Raw genomic sequence first — 24,279 nt, forward strand, 5'->3', positions numbered from 1 at the left:
CCGGGGGGCGCCGGGGGCTGCGTTGGTACGGCTACCGAACCCGGCGTTCCGCACCCTGCGGCCCCCGCACCCTGCGGCCCCCGCACCCTGCGGCCCCCGCACCGTGCGGCCCCCGCACCCTGCGGGGGCCGGTGTCGTGCTCAGGAGCCGCCCATGGCCTTCTTCAGCTCGGCCGCGGCGTTGCGGTAGACCGCCAGCAGGTCCAGGTCCTCTCCCGGGTAGTTGACGATCTTCACCTGCTTGGCGCCGGAGTCGGGCAGTACCGTGCCCGTGGACATGTGCGCGTTGTCCAGCACCAGCTCCGGCTTCTTCGCCGCGAGCTCGGCCAGCTGCGCCGGAGTCACGGCCTCGGGTCCGTAGGTGCCCACCGGGGTGGCGCCCACGAGCTTCGCGGCCCAGGTGGTGAAGACCTGGCTGACGACGGAGGGGGTCTTGCCGCCCGGCCAGGCGGCCTGGACGTCCTTGTTCAGCTTGGTGTACTCGGTGTCGAAGCCGGCCTTCCACTGGGTGGCGGCCTCGGGGGTACCGAACAGACCGGCGAGCCGGGCGACTTCGGCGGACGCCTTGGCGGGATCGTTGTCGAGCTCCACCTCGACCAGCTTCGCCTTGGAGCCGGCGGCCTCCTTGATCTTCGCGGCGTACGGTTCGAAGGGCGCGTAGAGCACGAAGTCGGCCTTGGCCACGGCGGCGAGGTCCGACGGCTTGGGATCGTAGTCCGGGGCGTGGTGGACGGACTGCGGCACGATGACCTTGACGTCCTCGGCGCCCGCGGCCTTGGCGAAGGCGCCCTCCCAGGTGGTGGTCACGACCACGACCGGCTTCTTGGCCTGCGGCTGGGTGCCGTCCTGGGACTTCGCGTCCTGGGACTTCGCGTCCTCGGACGAGGGGGTGTTGCCGCAGGCGGCGGTCAGAGCGAGCGCCGCGCTCAGTGCGAGGAGGGAAGGGATACGGACGCGGGTGCGCGCCATGAGCTGATTCTCCGTTCGGGTATGAAATGCACCGCGAGGACCAGTGCCCCCGCGGTCAGGACGAGGACCGGGCCGGGCGGCCAGTCCAGCCACAGGGCCAGCAGGAACCCCGTCAGATTCACCGCCACGCCGATGCCGATCGCCCAGAAGGTGATCGACTTCAGTGAGCTGCCCAGGCGACGGGCGGCGAGTGCGGGCAGCAGGGTCAGGGCGTCGACGAGCAGCGCGCCGGTCAGTTTGATCGCCCCGGCGACCGCGATGGCGACCAGCACCAGCAGTGCGGCGGTCAGCGCCCGCACCGGTACGCCGGAACACTGGGCGAGCTCGCGGTCGTACAACAACAGGCCGATCTCGCGCCGCCGCCACCAGAACAGGCCCGGTACGACGACGGCCAGCACGCCCAGGACGACGAGATCGGCCGGGCCCACCGACAGGATCGACCCCCACAACAGGGCGAAGGCCCCCGAGGCGTTGACCCCCGAGACGGCCAGCAGGAGCAGCGCCGCCGCGATGGCCAGGCTCATGAGCAGGCCCATCGCCCCCGACAGGCCGTCCGGGGTCCGGGCGAGCGGGGCCACGCCCGCGCCGGCCAGCGCGCAGGCCACCAGCGCGCACAGCATGGGGTCGAGTCCGGTGAGCAGTCCGACGGCGATGCCCAGCAGGGCGACGTGCATCATCGCGAACCGCACCGGCATGATGTCGAGCCCGACGATGATCACGCCGATGACCGGCAGGCCGATGGCGGCTAACAGCAGCGCCACGCCGGCCCGTTGCACGGGCAGTAGTTGGAGGAGTTCGCCGAGGTCGGCGGTGGCCAGGTGCACGGCGAGGTTCACCGGACCTCCCGCAGGTGGCCCGCGGCCATCTCCAGCACGCGGTCGCAGCGGTCCGCCAGCGCCCGGTCGTGCGTTACCACGATGAGGGTCACCGGCAGGGAGGTGAGGACGTCCGCGGCCTCCGACTGACCGTCGAAGTCGAGGGCGGCGGTCGGTTCGTCCGCCAGGAGCAGCTCGGCTCCCGCGGCGATGCAGCCGATCGCCCGGGCGAGGTACATCCGCTGCAACTGGCCGCCTGAGAGGGTGTGCAGGGGCCGCCCGACGAGCGGACCCACACCGAGCCGCTCCGCGGCCTCGGCCGCTTCCGCCGGAGCGTTGCTGGCGGCCAGCAGTTCGCCGCCGAGCAGGGGGAAACGGCCGGCGGCCGGCTTCTGCGGGATCCAGGCGCAGGCCCGGCGCCGCCAGGCCCACTCGGCGGGCGACCGGCCCTCCCGGCCGCCGACCGTGATCGAGCCCGTCGTCTGACGGTGCAGACCGAGCACGGCGCGCAGCAGCGTCGTCTTGCCCGAGCCGTTGGTGCCGGTCAGGGCCACGCGCTCACCGGCGGCGATCTCCAGATCGACGTCCGAGACGGCCTCCACCCGGCCGTGCCGGCACACGACGTCCCGCATGCGCACATCCAGTCCGCCCATCTCACGCCTCCTCCGCCGCGAGGGAAGGCGAGGATCCGCCTCCCACGCCGCAGTAGTCGGACGGGGGGCGCCCCGGGTTCCCGGCGGACCAGGACCGATTCCGTGGAGGCCCGCACCGTCGACCCGGGCGGGGGCGGATCCGGAGCCGATTCCGGCCGTGTTCAGATCGGGTGGCCCTCGGCGTCCGTGTGGTCCTTCTGGCCGGAGAACTTGTTCAGGAACACGTCGAAACGGCCGTCGGGGCGGCGGGTCATGGTCGCGCCGTCCTGCCAGATGCCGTTCTCGGGCCACCACTGGCTGCCGAAAGCGTCGCCCTGGTTCTGGTGGATGTTGTGGACGCCCAGCCCGGTGTCGAACGGTTCGCCGAAGACCAGGATCGGCCGTCCGACGGCGAGGATCGGCTCGAAGGCGTTGGCGGCTTCGACGTTGGAGCCCGAGGTCCAGGGCGGGGAGGACTTCAGCAGCCGGTCGAGGAGTTCGCCCAGCGGGCCGGGTAGCCACCCGGGCCACTCCTGGAGCCTGCGCAGGGCCGGATGGCGGAGGTAGTCGAGGGCTCCGGACCGGGGCACGCGGTCGAGGTCGTGGAAGCCGGGCGCCATCGCGGCCACCGGGCCGAGCGCCGCCGCGTCCACGGTGAAGACCTTCCACTGCACGCCGGTCTGCGAGTCGTGGCTGTCCACGTCGACGGCGCACTTGTACCGTCCGTCCGGGGTGTCGACCCGGAGGTTGACGTGGAACCAGGCGCCCTCCGTGTCGGGGGTGTCGCGGAAGTGCTTCTGGAGGGTCCCGGCCAGCACGCCGTAGCGGTCGAATGGCATGTTCCCCAGTGAAGCACCGGGCCAGCCGCTCGGGTGGTTCTGGCGCGCGGGCGCGAGGGGGATCGGGCCGGACCGGATCGGATGGCCCTACGTTCGGTTGCGTGCGGCCCCTTCGGACCGCGCGAGGCGCCTACGCAAGAGGTCGAACGTTCATGAGTCTCAGCATCCGCAACCAGCTCGCGGGCACCGTCACCGCCGTCACCGTCGGCGAGGCCATGGCGACGGTCAAGGTCCGGCTGGACGGCGGTCAGGAGATCACCGCCGCCATCACCGCCGACGCCGTCAAGGACCTCGGCCTCACCTCGGGTTCCGCGGTGAAGGCGCTCGTCAAGGCCACCGAAGTGGCCCTGGCCACCGGGCCGGTCGAGAACATCTCCATCCGCAACCAGATCACGGGCACGGTGTCCGACGTCGCCGTCGGCCCGGCCATGGCCGCCGTGAAGGTCAACGTGAACGGGGGCGGGCTGACCGCGGCCGTCACCGCCGACGGTGTCCAGGCGCTGGGCCTGGCCCCCGGATCCTCCGTCGTGGCGCTGATCAAGTCGACCGAGATCTCCCTCGCCGGAGCCTGACCCGGTCGCACCGTCCGGCCGGGGCTCAGATGCCCGGCGCCGCCAGGGCGCCGAACCACACGTGCGTGACCGCGCTGACGTAGCGGGCCCCGCACCGGTCCGAGGGGACCACCAGCTGGGCCCCGGACCCGTCCAGGTCCTCCCCGTCCAGGCGGGTGGCCAGCAGCACCGGGGTGCCCCCGAAGTCGGCGTCCAGTTCGGCCCAGGCGAGGACGCTGTGGTGGCCGTCCCCGCCGCTGACCGCCAGCAGGAAGCGCGACCGGTCCTTGCGGCGCCGGGCGTCGAAGGCAGGCCCCGCGCTCGCGACCACGTCGCGCAGCAGCACGCCCTCGAAGACGTGGTGCTGCGGGCCGTTCGTCGCACAGTCGAAGACCACCTTGGCCCGGTGCTGCTCCCATGCGCGCAGGTCGGCGACGCTGAGCAGGGCCGGGCGGTCGAGGTCGCCGTGCAGCATGAGTTTGGCCATACGAGCCCGATTCCCACGTCCCGTCGCCCAGGAAACGTATCTGCCATCCGCATCTCACCATGTGAGTCGCATGTGAGTGCGTTCTACCCCATTGCGGCTTGCATCTTCTGCCAGACGACGTCCCTCGTCAGGGGCATCTCCGTGAACCGCACCCCGGTCGCGTCCCGCAGGGCGTTGGCGAAGGCTGGACCCACCGGGTTGAAGGGGCTCTCGCTCATCGACTTGGCGCCGAGCGGGCCGATCGCGTCCGAGGTCTCCATGAAGTGGACCTCCGTGCGCGGGACGTCCGCGTACTGCGGGAGCCGGTAACGGCGGAACGCCGCGGTGGTGACCTCGCCGCGCTCGTCCACCCGTACCGTCTCGAACAGGGTCGCGCCCAGTGCCTGGGCCACACCGCCCTCCACCTGGCCGCGGCACTGCATCGGGTTCATGACCTTGCCCGCGTCCGCCGCGTGCACGCTGCGCAGGATCTTCATCTCGCCGGTGTGCGGGTCGACGGCGAGGCGGAACCACTGGGCGTTGAACGCGACCGAGCGGGGGGATCCGGTCCAGTGGCCGTCCGCGGCCATCTCCTCCAGCTTGCCCTTGTCGTGCGCGGCCTCGTACAGCTCCTTGAGGGCGACGGTCCGGCCCGCACAGTCGATGGACTCGGGCCCCAGCTTGCACAGGTGCCGGGCCACGCCCGTGTGCCGGGCCGCGAAGGTCTGCAGGCGCTCCGCGAGCGAGTTCGCCGCCAGCATCACCGCCTTGCCCGCCACCACCGTGCCGGCCGAGCCGAACGCGCCGGTGTCGTGGCGGACGACGTCCGTGTCCGACTGGCGGACCGCGATCCGGTCCACCGTCGTGTTCAGCGCACCGGCCGTGATCTGCTTGTGGACGGTGGTCGTGCCGTTGCCGAACTCCGCGGTGCCGACCGCGATGTCGTACGTGCCGTCGCGCAGCAGACTGATCCGGGCGTCGGCGAAGTGGCCGCCCGGCGGGCCGGTCGCGATCATGGCGACCGCCGATCCCGTGCCGGTGAGCCAGCCCTCGGGGACGTCCTCGTGGCTGCGGTCCTCGGCGATGGCCTTGCGCACCACGTCCATGCACTGCGTCATCCCGTACGAGGCGATGAACAGGTCCTCCTCGTGGCCGATCGGGGTGACCATGGGGTCGCCGGCGCCGATGACGTTCTTCTCGCGCAGTTCGAGCGGGTCCATGCCGAGCCGGATGGCGAGCTCGTCCATCACCGATTCGAGGGCGAAGAGGACCTGGCCCAGGCCGTAACCGCGGAAGGCACCGGCCGGGACGCCGTTGGTGTAGACGGAGTACGCCTCCACCTCCTTGTTCGGCGCCTTGTAGACGGCGAAGGACTCGCCCACGCTGTGGAACATGACCGCCGGGCCGTGGTTGCCGTAGGCGCCGGTGTTGGAGACCACGCGGATGCGCAGCGCGGTGAGCGTGCCGTCGGCCTTGGCGCCGATCTTGACGGTGATCTTGAAGGGGTGGCGGGTGGTGGCACCGTAGAACTGTTCGGCCCGGGTGAATTCGAGTTTCACCGGCCGGCGCAGCTTCAGGGCAGCGAGGACCACGATGTCCTCGGTGAGCATCTCCTGCTTGCCACCGAACCCGCCGCCCACGCGGCCCGCGACGACGCGGACCTCGTCCTCACCGAGGTCGTAGAGGGCGCACAGCGCCCGCCGGGTCAGGAACGGTGCTTGGGTGGAGGAGCGGACGGTGATGCGCTCGCCGTCGCCCTCCTCCTTGGGTTCGAAGTACGCGACGCTGCCGTGGGTCTCCAGGCTGGCGTGCTGCACGCGCTGGGTCTGGAAGGTCTCCTCGTAGACGACGTCCGCCTGCGCGTACCCCTTCTCCATGTCGCCGATCGTGTGGTGGACCTCCCCGCACACGTTGTTCTCGGCGCGGAAGATCCCCGATTCGGGGCCCTTGGGGTGGAGGACGGGGGCGCCCGGCAGCATGGCCTCCTCCGGGTCGATGACGTACGGCAGCTCCTCGTACGTGACGACCACCCGACGGCAGCCCTCCTCGGCGGCCTGCTCGCTGTCGGCGACGACGGCCGCCACGCGCTGGCCGACGAAGCGGACCACGTCGTCCAGGACGCGGGTGTCCATCGGGTCCTCGGTCGGGTGCTCGTGCCGGGCCGACGAGTAGAGCCGGTCGGGGGAGTCGTGGTGGGTGAGGACCGCGTGCACGCCCGGGACCCGGAGGGCGTTCCGGGTGTCGATGTCGACGATCCGGGCGTGCGGGTGCGGGGAGCGCAGCAGCTTCATGTGCAGCAGCCCGGGCACCTCGACGTCGAAGGTGTAGCGGGCGGTGCCGGTGACGACGAGGGGCCCCGCGGGGGCGCCCAGGGACTTGCCCACGGCCTGCCCGGCCTCCGGGGCCTCGGTGTGCTTGACCCCGCGCACCGCGTCCTCGATGGCGCGGTAGCCCGTACAGCGGCAGATGTTGCCCTTGAAGGCGCGCGGGAGGTCCTGGAGCTTGCCGTCGTCGTGGGCGGTGCCCTCCTCGGCCTGGAGGGCGGCGGTGGTCATCAGGAAACCGGCGGTGCAGAAGCCGCACTGGAAGCCCTGGGCGTCCAAGAACTGCTGCTGCGCCGGGTGGAGCTCGCCGCCGCAGCGGGCGAGGCCCTCCACGGTGGTGACGCTGCGTCCGTCGGCACGGACGGCCGGGTAGAGACAGCTGTGCACCGGCTGCCCGTCGACGTGGACCGTGCAGGCCCCGCAGTCGCCCTGGTCGCACCCCTTCTTCACGCCGAACCAGCCGCGTTCGCGCAGGTAGGTGCGCAGGCACTGGCCGGCCCGCGGCTCGGTGTCGAAACGCCGCTCGTTGATCTCGATCTCGTACGTCATCGGTGGTCCTCGGTGGTGAGCTCGCGGCGGATCTCCTCGGCCAGGCGCAGGGCCATGTGGCGCCGCCATTCGGGCAGCCCGTGGATGTCGTCGTACCACTCGTCCGGCCGGACGGCGCCGTCGATCGCCCCGCGCAGTTCGGCGGCCGTCGGCGGCAGCGCGAACCAGAAGCGGAAGGGGCGGGTGGTGGCGGCGGAGACCGTCACGGCGAGGGAGCCGTCGGCCGGGTCGCGGGCGCCGATGACCAGCGCGCCGGAGCGCCCGAGTCCGTACAGGGACGCCTGGCGGAAGGCCGTACGGGAGTCCAACGCGTTCGGGGGCAGGCGCACGGACCGCAGCAGCTCGCCCTCGCGCAGGTCCGTCACGCCGGCGCCGAGGATGAACTCGGTGACGGGCAACCGGCGGGTGGCGCCGTCCTGGCCCTGGAGGAAGACGGTGCCGTCGAGGCCGGCCGTGAGGGAGACCATCGGACCGGCGGGCAGGCCGTTGCAGAGGTTCCCGCCGACCGTCGCCATGTTCCAGATCTTGAAGCTGGCGAGGAAGGCCCGGCAGCACTGCTCGAAGAGCGGGGCGGCCGTGGTCGGCAGGGTCCGGGCGAACCGCGAGAGCTCGGTGATCGTGCAGGTCGCGGCGATGTCGAGGGAGCCGTCGGGCTGCCAGGACAGCGGCGGCCAGCCCATGCGGGAGAGGTCGACCAGGCGGCGGATGTGCGGCTGGGGCTCGGAGAAGAGGTACGTGCCGCCGCCGAGCCAGGCGTCGCCGGGACGCCAGGGTTCGCGGCGGCGGGCGTCGCGCACGTCGAGCACCGTGTTGAGATCCAATTCGCGCCACCAGCCTTTCTGGCCTGACAGGGGGTTTTAGCCAGTGAAGCAACGGGAGCGGGGGTGAAACGACTGGTCCCGGCCACGGAATCGGACGAGCCCGAAACCCTCCCTCCTGGAGGATCAACCAAGAGGCCTATCGGGTGCTTCACCTTGCATTTACGATGGCTCAGCCTCTATTCACCTCGCGAATGTGGGCGTCCGCCCGCCGCAAGGAGTCCCCGCCATGCACGTCCTCGACCTGCTCCAGCTCGACAGCCTCGGTCTCAACCTGCTCTGGGGCGAGGAAGCCCTTCTCGGCCAGGAGGTCGCCGGCGTCACCGCCACCGACCTGGAGGAGCCCGGCCGCTTCCTGGGGCCGGGGGAGCTCGTGCTGAGCGGGTTGGTGTGGTGGGCCGAGGGCGACGTGGCCAAGGCGGACCGCTTCGTCGGCGCGCTCGCCGACGCCGGAGCCACGGCTCTGCTGGCCGGGGAGGAGACCCACGGCCGGGTCCCCGACGAGGTCGTCGACGCCTGCCGCAGCCACCGGGTGCCGCTCGTGGCCGTCCCCGCGCGCACCAGCTTCCGGGCCGTGACCGAAGCCGTGTACCTGCGCCAGTGGGGAGACCTGAGCCGCCGCCCGACCCGGCTCTTCGCGCTCCCCGAGAACGTGCGCGGCGAGCTGAGCCGGCTCGTGGAGGCGGGGGCCGGCCCGGACGAGCTCCTGGACCGGGCCTGCGCGCACCTCGGCCGGGTGTCCTGTTACCTGCTCACCGCCAGCGGCCGCACGGTGGCCCGTACGCCCTCCGCCCCCGAGCTGCCCGCCCGGCAGGCGTCGGCCGCCTCCGCGCGCGGCGGGGTCTGGCTGCGCATCGAGACCGAGAGCTCCCCGTACGACGCCTGGCAGCTGCACGTGCCCGACCCGGACGCGGCGCCCCCGCGGGTGCTCCACGAGATCGCCGAGGTGCTCGCCCAGAGCCGCGGCGGGCAGACCCGCCGGCTCGCCGCGGAGCGGCTGGCCGGGCAGGAGCTGATCGGCGTACTGGAAGGGACGCCCGCCGGCCCCGCCCCGGCCGACACCGGAGCCCTGGAGGAGGCGCTCGCGGGGGCCGGGCTGCCCGTGGGAGGGGCGTACCGGGTCCTGGCGGCGACCTCGGGCGACGCCCTGGCGGAGGGCCTGCGCCACCTGGCGGACGCCACCTACGCCGTGGGGCGTTCGGTGGCGGTGCTGCACGAGGACCCGGCCTCCGCGACCGACGCGGCCGGCGCCCTCCGCGCGGTCTGGCCGATGCTCCAGCAGTGCGGGGGACCGCAATCGGAGCTCCGGCTGGGCCTCGGCACGCGGGCCGAGGGCCCGGAGGGGCTGCGCGCCTCGCTCAGCCAGGCCCGGTTCGCGCTGACCTCGGCGGACGAGGCGGTCCCGGTGCGCGGGGTCGAGCAGTTGAACACCCTCGGGGAGCTGATGGCGGGGATCCCGCCGGAGGTCAGGACGGTGTACGGGACGCGGACCCTGGGGGCGTTCGGGGACGGGATGCTGCGCGAGACCCTGGAGGTCTTCCTGGCCAACAACTGCTCCTGGGCCCGCACGGCGGAGGCGCTCCACCTGCACGTGAACACGGTGCACTACCGGATCGAGCGGGTGGAGGTCCTGACGGGCCGTGACCTGTCGCGCCTCGACCACAAGTTGGACCTGTACGCGGCGCTGCTCTGCGGATGACCGCCCCGGGGGGAGGGCCGGGCCGGGCCTACGCCAGTGCCCTACGGCAGTGCGACGTGGACCTCGGTGGACTTCACCCGCGCCGTGACGGTCGAGCCGACCGTGATGCCGAGCTGCTCGACCGACTCCCTGGTCACCACGGACACCACGTGGTGCGGGCCCGACTGGATCTCCACCCGGGCCGCCACCTCGTCGAGCCGGACGGCGGTGACGATCCCGGCGAAGGAGTTCCGTACGGAGGTCAGGGTGGTGCCGGGCGGCAACGGGTGCGTCCCGGCGGCGCGTTCCTTGGCGAAGGCGGCGAGGACCACGCCGTCGACGGCGCGGGAACCGTCCGGAGCGCGGTCGGCCGGCAGCCGGCCCGACTCCGCCCACCGGCGGACGGTTTCGGGACTCACGCGCAGCAGTTGGGCGGCAACGCCCATGGAGTACGACGGCACGCCCGCAGCATAGGCGGTGCCGCTCCGGCCGCGAACGGCGAGGCACCCGGGACCGACCGTCCCGGGTGCCGGTGCGTCACCGCCGGCCGTGGCTACGGAGCGGTCGTGGCTACGGAGCCGGGCGGCACTGGCCGGACCGGGGCCCCTGGACGACGGTGCCCGTCTGCACCAGCTCCGGTGCGTTGCCCCCGCAACGCAGCGGTCCGGTGACCCGGTTGGCCCGGAACGCCGGGACGTCCGCGCCGGGCAGCGGTCCGTCGCCGCTGTTGCCGTCGATCCGTACGGGTCCGGTGACCGCGTTGGCGGAGGCCTGGAGGCCGCCGGTGTTGCCTTCGAAGGTCAGCGGACCCTGGAAGGTGTTGCCGGCGCAGGCGGTCGGCCCGTCCTCCGAGCCGGCCAGGACGTAGCCGACGCTGTCCGTGACGGAGACGGGGCCGGTGAGGCGCGAGCCGCAGAAGGCGAGGGCCAGGGCGCCCTCGGCGGACACGGGCCCGGTGACCCGGGCGTCCGTGATCGCCAGGGACCCGCCGGGAGCCACCTTGACCGGGCCCGTCTGGCTGCCGCCCGCGGCGATGCAGAGCGCCTGGCCGGCGCCCACCGTCAGGGTGCCGACGCGTGCCGTCGTGATGCACGGCAGGCTGAAGCCGACGCTGACGGGGGCCGGCCCGGCCGTCGCGCTCGGGGCGTGGCGCGCGTCCCCGCCGTACGTCGCGGTGATCGCGTGGGAGCCGGGCCGCAACGCGGCGGTGCGCAGCCGGGCCTGCCCGCCGTCGAGCGGTACGGTCGCCAGCGCGGTGGTCCCGTCGAAGAAGGTGACCGTCCCGCCCGGCGTGCCCGCGGCCGGATGCGCCGGGGCGGCGGTCGCGGTGAGGGTCACCGGGTGCCCGAACAGCGGTGCGTCCGTGTCCGTGGCCACCGTGAGCGAGGACCCGTACCGGAACGAGACGACCGCCTTGCCGTTGCCGCGGTTCACCCCCGGCAGGAGGACGGCGTCGGTGGCCGCGGGAGCCGCGAAGCCGCTGCCGCCCCCGCCGCCGGCCCCGTACAGGTTGTCGGGGTTCCCGCCGCCGGAGCCGCCGCCTCCGCCGAAGTAGCCACCGCCGCCTCCGCCGCCGTTGCCGCCGCGTGCGCCGTTGCCGCCGGCGCCGCCGCTGCCCGGGTTGGGCAGCCCGGTGTTGGGGTCGACGTCGCCTCCGGGTATGCCGGGGCCGCCGAGGGGCGAGGTGCGGCTGCCGGTGCCGTGCGCGGTCTGGGTCGCGCCCCCACCTCCGGCACCGGATCCCTCCGGGCCGCCGCCCTGGCCGCCCGGTTCACCGGCCGGGCCGCCGCCGTTGCCGCCGCGCAGCAGGGGCCCGCCGTTGCCCGCGCCCCCGCCGCCGCCGGCGACGAGGATTCGGTCGGTCGGTCCGAAGGCACCGGTGCGCACATCGGTGGCGCCGCCGCCGGAACCGCCCCCGCCGTGCGCACCGCCGCCGCCGGCCCCGTGGCCGGTGCCGCCGGGCCGGGCGTACTCGCCGCGTCGCGAACTGCCGGAGCTACCGGCGCCGCCCACCGTGATCTGCAGGTTCTGGCCCGCGCTCACGGCGAGGCCCGCGCGGGTCTCGCCGCCGAGTCCGCCGGACGCCCCCTCGTTCGGGGGATTGGGGGTGACGAAGCCGGCCGCGCTGCCGCCCTCGGCTCCGAACACGTCGACGGTGACCGCGCTCACGCCCTCAGGGACGGTGAAGGTGTCCGTACCGACCGCCGTGTAGGTGCAGGTGGGGGGCGAGGTGGTGAACGTGCCGCCCGTACCGCAGGGCGAGGGCGCCCCGGCCGGGTCGGCGGTCGCGGGTGCGGCCGCCAGTACGGCTGCCAGCAGACCGGTCACGCCGGCCGCCACTGCTGTCTTGGCTCTGAAAATGCTCAACGAGGTTCCAAACGAGAGTACTTGGGGAGATGCGGACAGCTGCCGGTGACTCAGACGCCGTCGTCGGCGCACAGCGCCCAGGCATCGGAGTAGGTGCCGGGCGAGCTGACCCCGCCGGTGTGGGTGACGGCCGTCCAGTAGGCGGCCGTGGTGGTTCCGTCGCTGACCGGGGTGCCGCCGGAGTTGCTCGGGTAGCTGCCGTTGAGGTGGTCGCCGACCGATCCGGGGCCGGTGAAGTCGGTGGTCGTGACGTTGCCGCCGCTGATCGCGGCGCCTCCGCTGACCAGCTTTCCGTCGTTGCCGGTGCAGCCGACCGTGACCGTCTGGCCGCTGGTCGCCGCGGTCGGGCCGCTCACCTCGCCGTGGCGGACCTTGACGGTGGCACCGCTGACGTCGATGTTGTTGCCGCTGCAGATCGCGTAGGCGTACGTGGTGTTGTTGCTGTTGCCGCCGCCGTTCCAGCCGACCGCGGTCCAGGAGTCGGGGTTGTTCTCGCCGTCGGCCGCGGCCTTCTGGCCGAAGCCGTGGGCGGAGTCGTTGAAGGTGGGGAAGCTCGCGATGGGCTTGAGGCTGCCGACGCTCGCCGGGGTGATGCGGGCGCCGCCGCCGATCAGCCGGGTGTTGGCCGGGCAGCTCGCGGTGACCAGGCCCACCGTCCCGCTGGTGGTGGGTCCGGCGACCTTGTTCATGACCACTTGGGTGTGGTTGATCAGGTTGCTGGTGAAGCACAGGGCGTACGGCGTGCTGGAGAAGGAGGCGTTCACCGCGCCGCCACTGCCGCCGATGCCGAGCCAGTGGGCCACGTCGGTCCCGACCACGCCGGTGGAGCCGGTGTACTCGGTGCTGCCGTCGGGGCTCGGCGAGGTGCCGTTGATCTTGTTGCCGTTCGACGAGGTGCCGGTGCCGATGGCCTGGTTGATCCCGCCGCCGGAGATCAGGCCGCTGCTACAGGCGGCGTGGGTGGATATCTCGGAGAAGGCGGATCCGGGCCCCGCGGTGGCGCCCGGGGTCTTCACGGTCACGCCGACCGTGTTGGCGTACGCGATTCCCGGTACGGCCAGGGCCAGCAGGGCGCTCACGACCAGCGCCTTTCCCGCGGCCGGGCGCCGCAGAAGCATCTTTCGCATCAGGTTTTCCCCTTCGGAGGTGGATCTGGGCTGGAAGCGGCCATGGCCGCACGGCCTCCGACGCATCCGTGGTGGTTCTCGGGACTTCGGTCTGACCGAGGTGCTCGGCACGGCGTCGAACCAGGTCGTGGACAGCCGTGACGGGATGGGGTGTGCGGATTGCGCTTGCGGAATGTATCAGCCGGATTGGACCGCAGATGCGGTTGATCCCATGATTTCACCTAGCAAATGCTCTACTCGTCGGTGGGTGGTGGCTCTCTCCATGTCGCGGGGTTTTATCCGTAGATGAGGTTTTTCCAATCCCTCGCGCCGTTCGTGGCGAATCCCTGGTGAGGCTCCTGAGGCTGAGGGGGCCGTTGAACCGACTGTCCGATGAAGGGAAGGAGGTGAGTGCGATGACCGGTTCGCTGCGCACACGGCGCCTGCTCGTCGGGACGGCGTCCGCCGGACTGCTGGCCGGCGGCTCGCTGCTGGGCCTCTCCGGCACCGCGAACGCCGCCCCGCCGGCGTCCGGCACGGTGAGCTCGATGCTCACCGGCGACCGTGACCGTGATCGTGACCACCGCCAGGACCGGCACGACCGGTGGGACCGCCAAGACCGCCACGACCGGTGGGACCGAAAGGACCGCCACGGCCGGTGGGACGGCCACAACCGGTGGGACCGCCATGACCGGTGCACCTGGGTGAAGGGCCACTGGGAGTCCAAGTGGCATCACGGCACCTGGCACGAGGGCTACCGCGACCACCACGGCAACTGGCACGACGGCTGGTGGGGCAAGGGCCACTCGCAGCACTGGGTGCCCGGCCACTGGAACTGCCACAACAAGTGGTAGCGCCCCAGCGCCGTAGCGCCGACCGGCGCACAGGGGTTCCGGGGTCACCGCCCCGGAACCCCGTCCGTTCCCGGCCCCCGGACCGGCACGGAGCCACCGGGGCCGCTCGCACAGCGAGGAACCGTCATGGACACCGCAACCACATCCCCGGCGCGGCCGAGGACCGTGCACCACCCCCTGCCCTCAGGGCCGCAGGCCGCCGGCGAAGCCCGCCGCAGCGCCGCGCGCACCCTGGCCCTACACCCCGTGCGCTGCCCACAGGAGACCGCCTGCGACATCCTGCTGATCGCGTCCGAGCTCGCCACCAACGCGGTCCGGCACGCCATTCCCCCGTACGCGCTCACGATCAGCCTGGACCGGGGCCGGGCGGGCATCTGCGTCAGCGACGGCTCGCTCTCCCTGCCCCAGCGGGGCGACGGCCACGGGACCGACGCCACCCGGGGGCGCGGCCTGCAGATCGTCCGGGCGCTCGGCGCGGACCTCTTCGTCAGCCGCTCACCGCGCGGCAAGCAGGTCATCGCCGTGATCACCTGGCGGGACGGCTGACCCGACGGTTCCCTCGAACGAGGGAACCGGGCCTCGTCCTGGAGCGTGAACGCCCTCCCATCCGCACGTGCCTCCGCTACGAAGAACCATCAGACCCATCCCCTGGACCTGTGGCCCCCACCGCCCCGTGCGGCGGTCCGGCCGCTGCTCTCCGGACAAGGACCACCATGCGATGGACACCCCGCCCCCGGCCGGACGCCCCCGGCCTCCCCTGCGTCTGGTCCCCCCGGCCGGAGCCCGCCCCGTGAACCAGCCGAGCCCCTTCGGCCCCGACCCCACCGGTGGCCCCACCGACCGCACCGACCTCCCCGAGGTCATGCGGCAGGTCGCCCACGGGGACAAGGAGGCGTTCTCCGTCCTGTACGACGCCCTCGCCCCGCTGGTCTTCGGGATCGTGATCAAAGTCGTACGGGACCGGGCCCAGTCCGAGGAGGTCGCCCAGGAGGTCATGATCGACCTGTGGCGGCAGGCCGCCCGCTACCGGCCCGACTCCGCCAGCGTCACCACGTGGGCGGCGACCATCGCCCACCGGCGGGCCGTCGACCGGGTCCGCTCCGCCCAGGCGTCCGCCGACCGGGAACGCGCGCAGGCCGCCCGCGAGCACCGGACGGCGTTCGACGAGGTCGCCGAACAGGTCGAGATCCGCCTGGACAGCGAACAGGTCCGCCGCTGCCTGCGCGGCCTCACCGAACTCCAGCGCCAGGCGGTGACCCTGGCCTACTACCAGGGCCTGACCTACCGCGAGGTCGCCGAAGTCCTCCACACGCCGCTTCCCACCGTCAAGACGCGCATGCGCGACGGGCTGGTCCGGCTCCGTGACTGCATGGGGGTGACCACATGAACCAGCACCGGTCCGACAGCCACGCCCTCACCGCCGCGTACGCACTGAACGCCCTGGACGCCGGCGAACGCGAGCCGTTCACCGACCACCTCGCCCGGTGCGAGGAGTGCCGCCTGGAAGTGGCCGGGTTCCAGGCCACCGCCGCCCGGCTGGCGGCCGCCGTGGCCCAGCCGCCGCCCACCGCCATGAAGCAGCGGACCCTGGCAGCCGTCGAAGGCGTGCGCCAACTCCCGCCCCGACGCTCCACCCCCCTCTCCCCGGCCCCGCTGGGCGGCGCGCTGCGCCGCAAGGCCGGCCTGTTCGCCGTGGCCGCGAGCGTGGCCGCCGCGGCCCTGTTCGCGGGCCTGGCCGCCTGGCAGAACCAGGAGAGCCGCCACTACGAACAGCAGGCCGGGCAGATCGAGCAGCGCCTCGACGACGTCAGCACGGTCCTGTCCGCTCCCGACGCCCGGACCGCCCACGGCCGCGCCAGCAACGGAGCCGCCGCCACCGTCGTCTCCTCGGCGATGCGCAACAAGGCCGTGTTCACCGCCGGCGGACTGCCCGCGCCCGTCGCCGGCACGACCTACCAGCTGTGGCTGGACCACGACGGCACCATGCGCCCGGCCGGTTTCATCCACCGGGACGGCACCGTCCTCGTCGAGGGCGACACCGCCGACGCCGGCGCGATCGGCCTCACCCTCGAACCCGCCGGAGGATCCCCACGACCCACCACGCCCCCCCTGCTCCTGATGGACCTGCCCGCCTGACCGCGCGCCGCCCACGACGGCGACCGGGGTGCCCTCGCCCCTCTGGTCGAGGCAAAAGGGGCTGCGGCGGATCCGGGCGCCGGGCAACATGGCGGTGTGGCCGATCTTCTGTGGGACGACGTGAGCTGCTTCTTCGACCCGGACCTGATGGGGGCGCTGCCGGACGTGCGCGTCCCGGGTTGTTCGGTCGAGGATTGGCAGGCGGTCCTCGATCTCGTCGAGGCGAGGGGCTGGAAGTGCCGGTACTCCGAAGGCGATACGGAGCTTCCGGTGCCCCGGGCGGCGAGCGTACTGTCGCGGCCGGTGGACGCCGAGTGCCCGGAGTTGCGGGTCTGGCCGGTCGCCGACGTCCTGGCGATCTTCCGTTTCTACGCCGACGAGATCATCGACTTCGACGTCGACCTCAGGGAGTTGCAGGGGCAGGAACGACTCGATGTGTTCTGCGGCTTCTTGCGGGAGATCGGGCGATGCGTGGGCAAGACCGTCCTGATGGATGCGGAGGGCGGCTACGGCAGTCCCGTACTCGGCTACGACGTCGCGGCCGATCGGGTCGTCCTCCTGGCCGAACCGCTGGTCAGGTGACCGTGGCCGTCCTGATGCGAGTGGGGGGCGTCCGGAACTGATGAGAAGCGAGCCCGAACCACTCGAAGCGGACTGGACCATGACCATGGGCGGTGCGCCCATCGGGTTCCTCTCCGTGGAAACGCGAGACTGGCCGTGGATCCTGTGCCGGTTCGAGCCCTTGGCCGGCTGGGAGTCCGTCCGCCACCTGTTCGACGTCCAGAACGAGGCCGCGAGCGAGGGCTTTCCCGCAGAAAAGATGGGGGCGACCAAGGAAATCCTGGACCGTGGCGTAGCGCTGCGTTCGATGGATGCCGAAGGGCATCCGGACGTCACGCCCTTCATGGTGTACATCAAGGGCGGCACGGCAAGGTTCCGCCCCGGTGCGCCGGCGCCTTGACCGCGGCGGCCCGCGGCGATCGCCCTCGGGCGCACGGGAGTTCCTCCGGGCTGAGCACTCGTGAAGGGACGGGTCGGTCACGCCCCACGGATCCTCGCCCCGTGCGCAAGCCACGCTCATGCGGAGGCGGCAGACGTCGACCGGGGCACGCCCGAGTTCGCCGTACCGACCTGGTACGGCCAGGGCGCACGGTGGAAACCACCTCCCTGGCCGCGACCCTCGCTCTGGACCGACCTGCGACCACGGCTCCGCCCGCACGCCTTCACCTTCCAGCATGCGTTCGCCCCGGACGGAACTTCGACCGACCAGGTCCGCTGACGCTGTCGAACACCTCGACGGAACCCTCTGCGAGGGGAGCTCGCCGGCCGCCCCGGCAAGGAGCTCGTACAAGTGGCCGCACGCGCGACCGCAGCGCGCCGATCCGCAGGATTCGGGCCCGCCGGCCCCCTCTCAGGGGCCCGTGTCCACCGAGTCGATCGGGCACCGCGATCGAAGTCACCGGCGATGCCCGGGCCCACGCGCCTCGGCGCCGAACCGATCGGGGCTCAAGGGGTCATGTCGTACGTGACCCACATGGTCCGCTGGGCGACCTGGTCGTACTTGGACCGCGCCCGGTGGTTGTCATCAGCGGTGATCCAGCGGACCACGCTCCAGCCGCGCTCGGCCGCGAGCTCGCGCAGCGCGCCGAGCAGCAGGTCGGCGGCGCCCGAACCGCGGTGCTGCGGTGCCACGAACAGGTCGTCGAGGAAGCAGCCCACCGTCGCGGAGAGCGGGCGCGCGAACGGACGGTAGTGGGCGAGGCCCAGCAACCGCCCCTCCGTGTCCTCGGCCACCAGGGCGCCCACCTCGTGGCCGGGGTCGGTCACCCAGGACCAGACCGTGGCGGCCGCCTCCTCGGTCTGCTCCACACCGTAGAAGTCGGCGTAGCCGCGGTAGAGGGCGCGCCACTGGGCGAAATCGCCGTCCCGCACGGAACGCACGCTGATGTCGGACATAGGGCTGGACTCCCGTGATCGAAGGAAGGCGGAGCGGGGCGTGTGCGCCGCCGCTCCGGCGCAGAGCATCGATCATGCTGGAGCACGGCGGGCCCGGCAGGTGCCGCGGTGTCGAAACGCGGACCGTCCCAGCGCCACGATGTACGGGTGCGGCCGGCGGAGCCCCGCGCGCCGAACACCGCTGTCGGCGCGCAGGGGTCCCCTGGACCAGGTCACTCCGTGACCGCGAGAGCCGCCAAGCGGTCCGCAGGGTGGTGGCCACGACCAGTGAACCAGGAGCGGCCCCGGGGCGACACCTGGTCCGGGGCACGGAATCGGGCCGGCCCACCCCGTGTCGTTACAGTGGATCATCCAAGAGGCGAATCGGCCCTTCCGGCCGGCACGTGCTAGGCAGATCGCGGGATTTCGCTCGCTCGTGCGGGTTTCCGCCCCTGTGGGCCCGCGCGGACGACGGCGAGTGACCCGCGAGGCGCTCGTCCCGGGCCGTCGCGCGCCGCCCGGCGTGCCCGTACGTCGTGTCCGGACGATGATGTGGAGAGAACGGCGTGCGGAAGGGGGCGTCTCGTGCCATCGGCCCGGCCGGGGGGCGAGGAAACTCACGGCCCGATCTGGTCCGAGCCGGGGTCGCTGCTCGAGCGCGTGCCCGTGGCCGTCCTCGGCATCGACGAACACGACCGCGTCTGCTACTGGGGGCCCGGCGCCCGTGACCTCTTCGGCTACGAGCCCGGCGCCGTCCTCACCCGGCCCGGCGCGCTCCTCTTCGCCGACGCCTCCCGCAGCGGCACGTCCGCATCGTGCGCCCGGCTGACGGAGCAAGGGCGTACGCAGGGCTACTGGCGGGGCAGGTTGACGGCCCGGCACCGCGACGGGACGGTCTTCGACTGCGGCTTCCGGTCCTTCTCCGTCACCGGATCCGGCGGTCCCTCGGTGGTGATGGTCCTGTCGAGCCGCAGCGACGAGCTCGACCGGGTCAAGACCAACCTCGCCTTCCTCGACGCCCTCTTCGAGACCTGCCCCATCGGCCTGGTCATGATCGACGAGGACCTGCGGTACATCCACCTCAACCAGGCGCTCGCCGACATGGACGGTCTGCCGATCGAGGCCCACCTGGGGCGGCGCATGGACGACATCATGATCATGTCCGACGGCGGTGAGTACGAGCGCATGCTCCGGGCCGTCGCCCAGGGCGGGGCACCCGTGGTGGGGACACTGGTCGGGGTGCGCCCCCGCGGGCATCCGGACCGCGACCAGGTCCGGTCCGTCAGCTTCTTCCCGCTGAGCCGGGCCGTCGGCACCCGCTCCGGCGTGGGCGGGCTGATGATCGACGTGACCGACCGGGAACGGGCCATCTTGGAAGCCACCGCCAGCCGTCGCCGGCTGGCCCTCCTCGACGGGGCCTCCACCCGGATCGGGACCACCCTGGACGTCAACCTCACCGCCCAGGAGCTCGTCGACGCGTCGATGCCGGACTTCTGCGACGGTTCCGTCGTCGAGATCGTGGAGTGGATGGACGAGACCGAGGACTTTGATCCGGGGCGGCCGCTGTTCACCCGCCGCATCGCCTCCGGGACGACCCTGCCCGCTCCCGCCGTCGAACTCGTGAGCGGGGTGGAGAAGGTGCGGTACCCGCCGGGCTCCGTCATCCACGACATGCTGAGCACCGGCCGCGCCATCTCGGCCGTGGTGGACGAGGAGTTCCTGGCCCGCACCGTCGTCACCGAGTCACGCACGAAGATCATGGGCGAGAGCGGGGTGGCCTGCATCCTCGTCGCTCCGCTCATCGCCCGGGGCACCGTCCAGGGCATCGCCATGTTCGGCCGGTCCGCCGCCCGTCCGCCCTTCACCGAGGAGGACGTCAGCCTGGCCAGCGAACTCGCCTCGCGCGCCGCGATCTGCCTGGACAACGCCCGCCTCTACAGCCGGGTCCAGGACATCGCCCTCACCTTGCAGCGGGCCCTGCTGCCCACGGCGCTGGCGGTCACCCCGTACGTGGACGTCGCCCACCGCTACGTGCCCGGCAGCCGGATCACCGAGGTCGGCGGCGACTGGTACGACGTGATCAACCTGTCCGACGGTCGGATCGTCCTCGTCGTGGGCGACGTGATGGGGCACGGCGTCTCCGCGGCCGCCGCCATGGGCCATCTCCGCATCACCACCAAGGCCCTGGCCCGCCACGACAGCGAGCCCGCCGACCTGCTCACCGAACTCGACATGTGCGCCCAGGAGGCCGGCATCGAGCTCGCGACCTGCCTGTACCTCGTCTACGACCCGCGCAGTGGACGCGCCCGCATCGCCAGCGCCGGCCACCCGCCGCCCCTGGTGCTCCGGCCGGACGGCACGGTGCAGACCGTCGACGAGGTCCTCGGGGTCCCGCTGGGCGTCGGCGGCGCCCCGTTCCGGACCACCGAGATCGAACTGCCCGAGAACGCGACGCTCGCCCTCTACACGGACGGCCTCATCGAGGCCCGGGGGCAGGACATCGAGGTGGGCCTGGACGCCCTGCGCGCCGAACTGGGCGACGGCAGCGAGCCGTTGGAGGACATGGCGGACCGCATCCTGGCCGGCCTGCTGCCCGAGCCGCCGACCGACGACACGGTCCTGATCCTGGCCCGCGTCCACCGCGGCGCTCCGTGAGCGGGGCTCAGCCGCGGTGGGACACGCCGGCCGTGTCCAGTGCGGCGCCCGCCAGCGCGGCCAGGGCGAGCGCCACCGCGCGGGCGTCCTCGGGCGGCAGGCGGTGGCCGGGAAAGGGGGTGAGGAGGAAGCGGCCGTAGTAGTGCCCGCCGCCGACGACCCGCAGCTCGGTCTCGCCGTCCGGCCAGTCGGCGTACCCGGTGACCCGGCCGCCGCGGCGCAGCCACAGGCCGCCGTCGTGCTCCAACCGCGGTCGGTGCCCGATCAGGGTCCCGTACTCGAAGCGGCAACCGCGCAGCCCCAGCAGGCCGATGAGCTCCTGGCGGACGTATTCGACCACCACCTCCGGCGAGCCGCCCCGCTCGGTCAGCCGGGCCGTGCCCTGGAGGCTGGACAGGTGTGCGGCACCGGTGACCGCGACCGCCTCCAGCCTGCGGGCGCGTACGGCCAGTTGCGCGACCATCAGCCCGACGGCCAGCAGGAGGACGGCCGTTTGGATCTCGTCCCGGTCGGCGAGGGCGACGTGCTCGTAGGGCCGGGCGAGGAGGAGCAGGCCGAACCAGGCGGCCGCGGAGAGCGCGGCCACGGCCGCGGCGGCCCGGGTGCCCGAGGCGGCGATCGCGACCACGGCGACGACCAGGACCAGGGCCTCGTTCGTCGGGGAGAGCCAGGTGCGCAAGGGGACGAGCGCGAGCGCCACGAGGAGGGGTACCACCAGGGCCCCGAACAGCGCGGCACGGTCGTGGAGTCGGTACCCGGGCATGTGATGCCTCTCGTCCGGAGGTGACGATCTCAACCAGAGCCAGATGTCCGATGGCAGCCTGCCCACGGCGAGGGGCGCAGTCACCTGCCCTGGCGAGGTCTTGACGTACCGCACCCGGATTTTGCCCACGGGCCCCGGGGCCCGTGGGCTGACGCCGACGCGGGGGTACGGCGGTGCGGGCCTACCGGCCGCCGTCCGGGAGCAGCGCCGACGACTCGCGCTGGTGCGGGACCGGTGCGTGCGGTGACAACGGCGCACGCGGTTCGTCCCGGTGGAGCTCGACCGTACGCGTCGGAGCGGGGATCGAGATGCCCTCGGTCCGGAACCGCTCGTGCAGGCGCTTGATGAACTCGTGCTTGATCCGGTACTGGTCGCTGAACTCGCCGACGCCCAGGATCACCGTGAAGTTGATCCGGGAGTCCGCGAACGTGTGGAAGCGGACGGCCCCCTCGTGCGCGGGGTCCGCGCCGTCCACGTGCGCCATCACCGTGCCGACCACGTCGAGGGTGACCCGCTCGACGTGCTCCAGATCGCTCTCGTAGCCCACGCCCACCTGGACCAGGATCGAGAACTGCGCTTCCGGCTGGGTGAAGTTGGTCATGTTGGTCCGCGCGAGGCGCCCGTTGGGGATGATGACCAGGTTGTTCGACAGGTTGCGGACCACGGTGTTGCGCCAGTTGATGTCGACGACGTAGCCCTCCTCGCCGCTGGTGAGCCGGATGTAGTCACCGGGCTGCACGGTCTTCGAGGCGAGGATGTGCACGCCGGCGAAGAGGTTGGCGAGGGTGTCCTGGAGGGCCAGGGCCACCGCCAGACCACCCACTCCGAGGGCGGTGACCAGCGGCGCGATGGACACGCCGAGGGTCTCCAGGGCGACGAGCACGCCCATCACGAGGACCACGATCCGCGTGATGTTGACGAAGATGGACGCCGACGCGGCCACCCCCGTGCGCGATGCCGCCACGGACTGGACGAGGCCCGCGACGACCCGCGCCGCGCTGAGCGTGGCGATGAGGATGAGCAGCGCGGTCAGCGACTGGTTCACGAACCCCGAGACGCGCGCGGTGAGCGGTAGCGTCGTGGCGGCCACGGCCGCGCCCGCGATCAGCGCGGCCCCGGGCGCGATGGTGCGCAGCGCGTCGACGATGATGTCGTCCCCCTGCCACCGGGTCCGCTCGGCGTGCCGGCCCAGCCAGCGCAGGAGGGTGCGCAGCAGCAGCCCGGCCGCGGCGCCCGCCGCCAGTGCGATCCCGGCGACCAGCCAGTCGTGCAGGACGAGATCCCGGTTCAACGGACCCCCTCCGGTGCGCCGCGCCGGCCCGGGGGAGTGGCGACGGGCGCTGCCGGCCGTCGTATGGGGCGTGGGTGTGTCGTCACCTTGTCACCTGTCAGTTTGTCGTGCGTGAAGCCGCGTTCGGGCGCGTGTGCGCATCCGGAACGGGCTGCCATCCTGCCCCATGGCAGCAGGACGCACCGCAGGCGGGGCTGCCGCTACCGCCGCGCGGCGGCGTGTTCGAGGACCGCGCGGACTTCTGCGGCGATCGCGCTCTCGTTGCGTTCGAACTCGGGGCCGGTCAGCTGCTGGGGGTCGGCCGGCAGGCCGGTGAGCACCGGGGTGTGGAGATGGCCCCCGGGCAGGTGCGGGGCGAGTTCGGCGCGCAGCCGGTTGGAGCGGTAGGCCACTTCGTTGGACAGGTAGCCGCCCCCGCCGCCCGCCACGGCCCGCGAGCCGGGGGTCGGGCCGTCGGTCCGGTCGACGGGAGCGGTGCCGCCCGCCGGGATTTCGGTCACGTCGCTGTTGAGGAGGACCGGGTACGGGCTCTGCACGGCGCCGGTGACGGCGCCCGCGGGGAGCGTGGTGCGGATGAACTCCGGGCCCGGGCCGAGGCCGGGGGCGGTCACCGGGTGCTCGCGGGTGCCCCCGGACAGGGCGCGCACGTTGTCGGGGTACGGGTCGGCGGACCGCGCCCGGCCCGCCCAGTCCTCCAGGGTGAAGATGCCGGGGTAGCCCTGGCTGACGGTGGTGATGACGTCGGCGGAGGCGGGGCCGCCGGCCATGCGCGGGGCGAACGCCCGCTCCACGATGCCGGCGTCGAAGTCGGCGTACCGCACGGGGAGGACGACGGCGCGGATCTCGGCGGGGCTGCCGTCGGCGAGGGTCACGCGCCGTCCGTTGAGCTGGAGGGCGGCCGATCCCGACGGGTTGGCGCGGCGCATCTCGGCGTCGAGCCCGAAGGGGTCGAACCCGCTGATGAAGACGCGCCGTACGCCCGGCGCGGTGCGGAAGGCGTTGTTCGTCAGGCCCCGGCAGGCGTCCTCGAAACGGGCGCGGAGCGCGGCCCGGTCGGCGGTGAACTCCGGCTGCCAGCGGGCGAGCGCGGCGGTCATGCCGAGCCGTGCCCAGTACAGCGGCCGGTCGTCCCCGGCGGCGAGGTCTCCGCCGGGCCGCTGCCCCTGGGCCCGCCGTACGGAGGCCTGCCACAGGGCCTCGCCCCAGTCGGTGACCAGCCGGTCGGCCTCGGCGGGGCCGCGGGTCGCGCACAGCGCGGCGGGGAACCGCCGCACGAAGTCCCCCAACCCGCCGCGCTCCACGAGGGCCGTGGTGCGGGCGTCCGAGAGCCGCGCCTGTTCGGCGTCCAGCGGTACGGACGCGGAGGCGCGGCACGCGGAGGCGCCGTCGGCCGCGTGCGCGGGCGAGGCGACGGCCAGGGGAAGGACGGTGGCGAGAAGGGCAGCGGCCGACGCCGCACGCCGTAAGAGCATCATGCGATGTGACATTACATAGCGGCCCCCACCCCCACCAGACGTACCGGCCGCAGCGGC

The 24,279-nt window shown here is 72.9% G+C and carries 23 protein-coding genes; 9 read left to right on the plus strand and 14 right to left on the minus strand.

Annotated features, from left to right (window positions below):
• Window positions 1-140: 140 nt before the first annotated feature.
• The 4 genes from OG594_RS37505 to OG594_RS37520 form a co-directional block, all read right to left on the minus strand.
• The gene (locus OG594_RS37505) at window positions 141-968 is read right to left on the minus strand and encodes a metal ABC transporter solute-binding protein, Zn/Mn family (protein WP_266606867.1); all 828 of its coding nucleotides are present in this window, start codon (window positions 966-968) and stop codon (window positions 141-143) included.
• Window positions 926-1,804: a metal ABC transporter permease gene (locus tag OG594_RS37510; protein WP_266606868.1), complete on the minus strand. Its 879-nt coding sequence runs from the start codon at window positions 1,802-1,804 to the stop codon at window positions 926-928. Before OG594_RS37510 ends, OG594_RS37505 begins: the two co-directional genes overlap by 43 nt.
• A complete protein-coding gene (locus tag OG594_RS37515; protein ID WP_266606869.1) occupies window positions 1,801-2,436 on the minus strand; it encodes an ATP-binding cassette domain-containing protein in 636 nt (211 codons plus the stop codon). Before OG594_RS37515 ends, OG594_RS37510 begins: the two co-directional genes overlap by 4 nt.
• Window positions 2,437-2,597: 161 nt before the next feature.
• Complete coding sequence (locus OG594_RS37520; RefSeq protein WP_266606870.1) at window positions 2,598-3,254, minus strand: DUF2278 family protein; 657 nt, start codon at window positions 3,252-3,254, stop codon at window positions 2,598-2,600.
• Window positions 3,255-3,406: 152 nt separating this feature from the next.
• Between OG594_RS37520 and OG594_RS37525 the strand changes: the two genes are divergently transcribed.
• Complete coding sequence (locus OG594_RS37525) at window positions 3,407-3,826, plus strand: molybdopterin-binding protein (protein ID WP_266606871.1); 420 nt, start codon at window positions 3,407-3,409, stop codon at window positions 3,824-3,826.
• A 25-nt stretch (window positions 3,827-3,851) separates the two neighbouring features.
• Here the strand turns inward: OG594_RS37525 and OG594_RS37530 are convergent, their stop codons facing one another.
• The 3 genes from OG594_RS37530 to OG594_RS37540 all read right to left on the minus strand — a co-directional run bounded on the left by OG594_RS37530 (window position 3,852) and on the right by OG594_RS37540 (window position 7,965).
• Window positions 3,852-4,292: a molybdopterin-dependent oxidoreductase gene (locus OG594_RS37530; RefSeq protein WP_266606872.1), complete on the minus strand. Its 441-nt coding sequence runs from the start codon at window positions 4,290-4,292 to the stop codon at window positions 3,852-3,854.
• A gap of 83 nt (window positions 4,293-4,375) precedes the next feature.
• Window positions 4,376-7,144, minus strand: coding sequence for a molybdopterin-dependent oxidoreductase (locus OG594_RS37535; protein WP_266606873.1), 2,769 nt, complete (start codon window positions 7,142-7,144; stop codon window positions 4,376-4,378).
• Window positions 7,141-7,965 carry a xanthine dehydrogenase family protein subunit M gene (locus tag OG594_RS37540; protein ID WP_266606874.1) on the minus strand — a complete coding sequence of 275 codons (825 nt, stop codon included), beginning with the start codon at window positions 7,963-7,965 and terminating at the stop codon, window positions 7,141-7,143. Before OG594_RS37540 ends, OG594_RS37535 begins: the two co-directional genes overlap by 4 nt.
• A 226-nt stretch (window positions 7,966-8,191) precedes the next feature.
• Here OG594_RS37540 and OG594_RS37545 point away from each other — a divergent pair, with 226 nt between their 5' ends.
• Complete coding sequence (locus OG594_RS37545; protein ID WP_266606875.1) at window positions 8,192-9,661, plus strand: helix-turn-helix domain-containing protein; 1,470 nt, start codon at window positions 8,192-8,194, stop codon at window positions 9,659-9,661.
• Between the two features lie 41 nt (window positions 9,662-9,702).
• Here OG594_RS37545 and OG594_RS37550 read toward each other — a convergent pair whose 3' ends face one another.
• The 3 genes from OG594_RS37550 to OG594_RS37560 form a co-directional block, all read right to left on the minus strand.
• Window positions 9,703-10,101 carry a molybdopterin-binding protein gene (locus tag OG594_RS37550; protein WP_266606876.1) on the minus strand — a complete coding sequence of 133 codons (399 nt, stop codon included), beginning with the start codon at window positions 10,099-10,101 and terminating at the stop codon, window positions 9,703-9,705.
• 109 nt (window positions 10,102-10,210) lie between these two features.
• Window positions 10,211-12,007: an Ig-like domain-containing protein gene (locus tag OG594_RS37555; RefSeq protein ID WP_266606877.1), complete on the minus strand. Its 1,797-nt coding sequence runs from the start codon at window positions 12,005-12,007 to the stop codon at window positions 10,211-10,213.
• 50 nt (window positions 12,008-12,057) lie between these two features.
• On the minus strand, window positions 12,058-13,134 hold the full coding sequence (locus OG594_RS37560; protein ID WP_266606878.1) for a hypothetical protein: 1,077 nt from the start codon (window positions 13,132-13,134) through the stop codon (window positions 12,058-12,060).
• A gap of 395 nt (window positions 13,135-13,529) precedes the next feature.
• On the opposite strand from OG594_RS37560, the gene OG594_RS37565 reads away from it, so the two are divergent.
• The 6 genes from OG594_RS37565 (at window position 13,530) to OG594_RS37590 (ending at window position 17,064) form a co-directional block, all read left to right on the plus strand.
• Complete coding sequence (locus OG594_RS37565) at window positions 13,530-13,967, plus strand: hypothetical protein (RefSeq protein ID WP_266606879.1); 438 nt, start codon at window positions 13,530-13,532, stop codon at window positions 13,965-13,967.
• 126 nt (window positions 13,968-14,093) lie between these two features.
• Complete coding sequence (locus OG594_RS37570) at window positions 14,094-14,513, plus strand: ATP-binding protein (protein ID WP_266606880.1); 420 nt, start codon at window positions 14,094-14,096, stop codon at window positions 14,511-14,513.
• 244 nt (window positions 14,514-14,757) lie between these two features.
• Window positions 14,758-15,354 carry an ECF RNA polymerase sigma factor SigK gene (sigK, locus tag OG594_RS37575; protein WP_266606881.1) on the plus strand — a complete coding sequence of 199 codons (597 nt, stop codon included), beginning with the start codon at window positions 14,758-14,760 and terminating at the stop codon, window positions 15,352-15,354.
• A complete protein-coding gene (locus tag OG594_RS37580) occupies window positions 15,351-16,103 on the plus strand; it encodes an anti-sigma factor (RefSeq protein WP_266606882.1) in 753 nt (250 codons plus the stop codon). Before sigK ends, OG594_RS37580 begins: the two co-directional genes overlap by 4 nt.
• Before the next feature lie 96 nt (window positions 16,104-16,199).
• On the plus strand, window positions 16,200-16,685 hold the full coding sequence (locus tag OG594_RS37585) for a hypothetical protein (RefSeq protein ID WP_266606883.1): 486 nt from the start codon (window positions 16,200-16,202) through the stop codon (window positions 16,683-16,685).
• Between the two features lie 79 nt (window positions 16,686-16,764).
• Window positions 16,765-17,064, plus strand: a complete 300-nt coding sequence (locus OG594_RS37590; protein ID WP_266606884.1) for a hypothetical protein — start codon at window positions 16,765-16,767, stop codon at window positions 17,062-17,064.
• Window positions 17,065-17,609: 545 nt separating this feature from the next.
• On the opposite strand, the gene OG594_RS37595 is transcribed toward OG594_RS37590, so the two are convergent.
• Window positions 17,610-18,059 (minus strand): GNAT family N-acetyltransferase, encoded by a 450-nt coding sequence (locus OG594_RS37595; RefSeq protein WP_266606885.1) that lies wholly within the window; start codon window positions 18,057-18,059, stop codon window positions 17,610-17,612.
• Window positions 18,060-18,623: 564 nt separating this feature from the next.
• On the opposite strand from OG594_RS37595, the gene OG594_RS37600 reads away from it, so the two are divergent.
• Window positions 18,624-20,693, plus strand: a complete 2,070-nt coding sequence (locus tag OG594_RS37600; RefSeq protein WP_266606886.1) for a SpoIIE family protein phosphatase — start codon at window positions 18,624-18,626, stop codon at window positions 20,691-20,693.
• Window positions 20,694-20,700: 7 nt separating this feature from the next.
• On the opposite strand, the gene OG594_RS37605 is transcribed toward OG594_RS37600, so the two are convergent.
• The 3 genes from OG594_RS37605 to OG594_RS37615 all read right to left on the minus strand — a co-directional run bounded on the left by OG594_RS37605 (window position 20,701) and on the right by OG594_RS37615 (window position 24,222).
• Window positions 20,701-21,456: a DUF4118 domain-containing protein gene (locus OG594_RS37605; protein ID WP_266606887.1), complete on the minus strand. Its 756-nt coding sequence runs from the start codon at window positions 21,454-21,456 to the stop codon at window positions 20,701-20,703.
• A 181-nt stretch (window positions 21,457-21,637) separates the two neighbouring features.
• On the minus strand, window positions 21,638-22,747 hold the full coding sequence (locus OG594_RS37610) for a mechanosensitive ion channel family protein (RefSeq protein ID WP_266606888.1): 1,110 nt from the start codon (window positions 22,745-22,747) through the stop codon (window positions 21,638-21,640).
• Between the two features lie 200 nt (window positions 22,748-22,947).
• A complete protein-coding gene (locus tag OG594_RS37615; RefSeq protein WP_266606889.1) occupies window positions 22,948-24,222 on the minus strand; it encodes a pyroglutamyl peptidase in 1,275 nt (424 codons plus the stop codon).
• Window positions 24,223-24,279: the final 57 nt, after the last annotated feature.

The sequence above is a fragment of the Streptomyces sp. NBC_01214 genome (assembly GCF_026340975.1).
Lineage (GTDB): Bacteria > Actinomycetota > Actinomycetes > Streptomycetales > Streptomycetaceae > Streptomyces.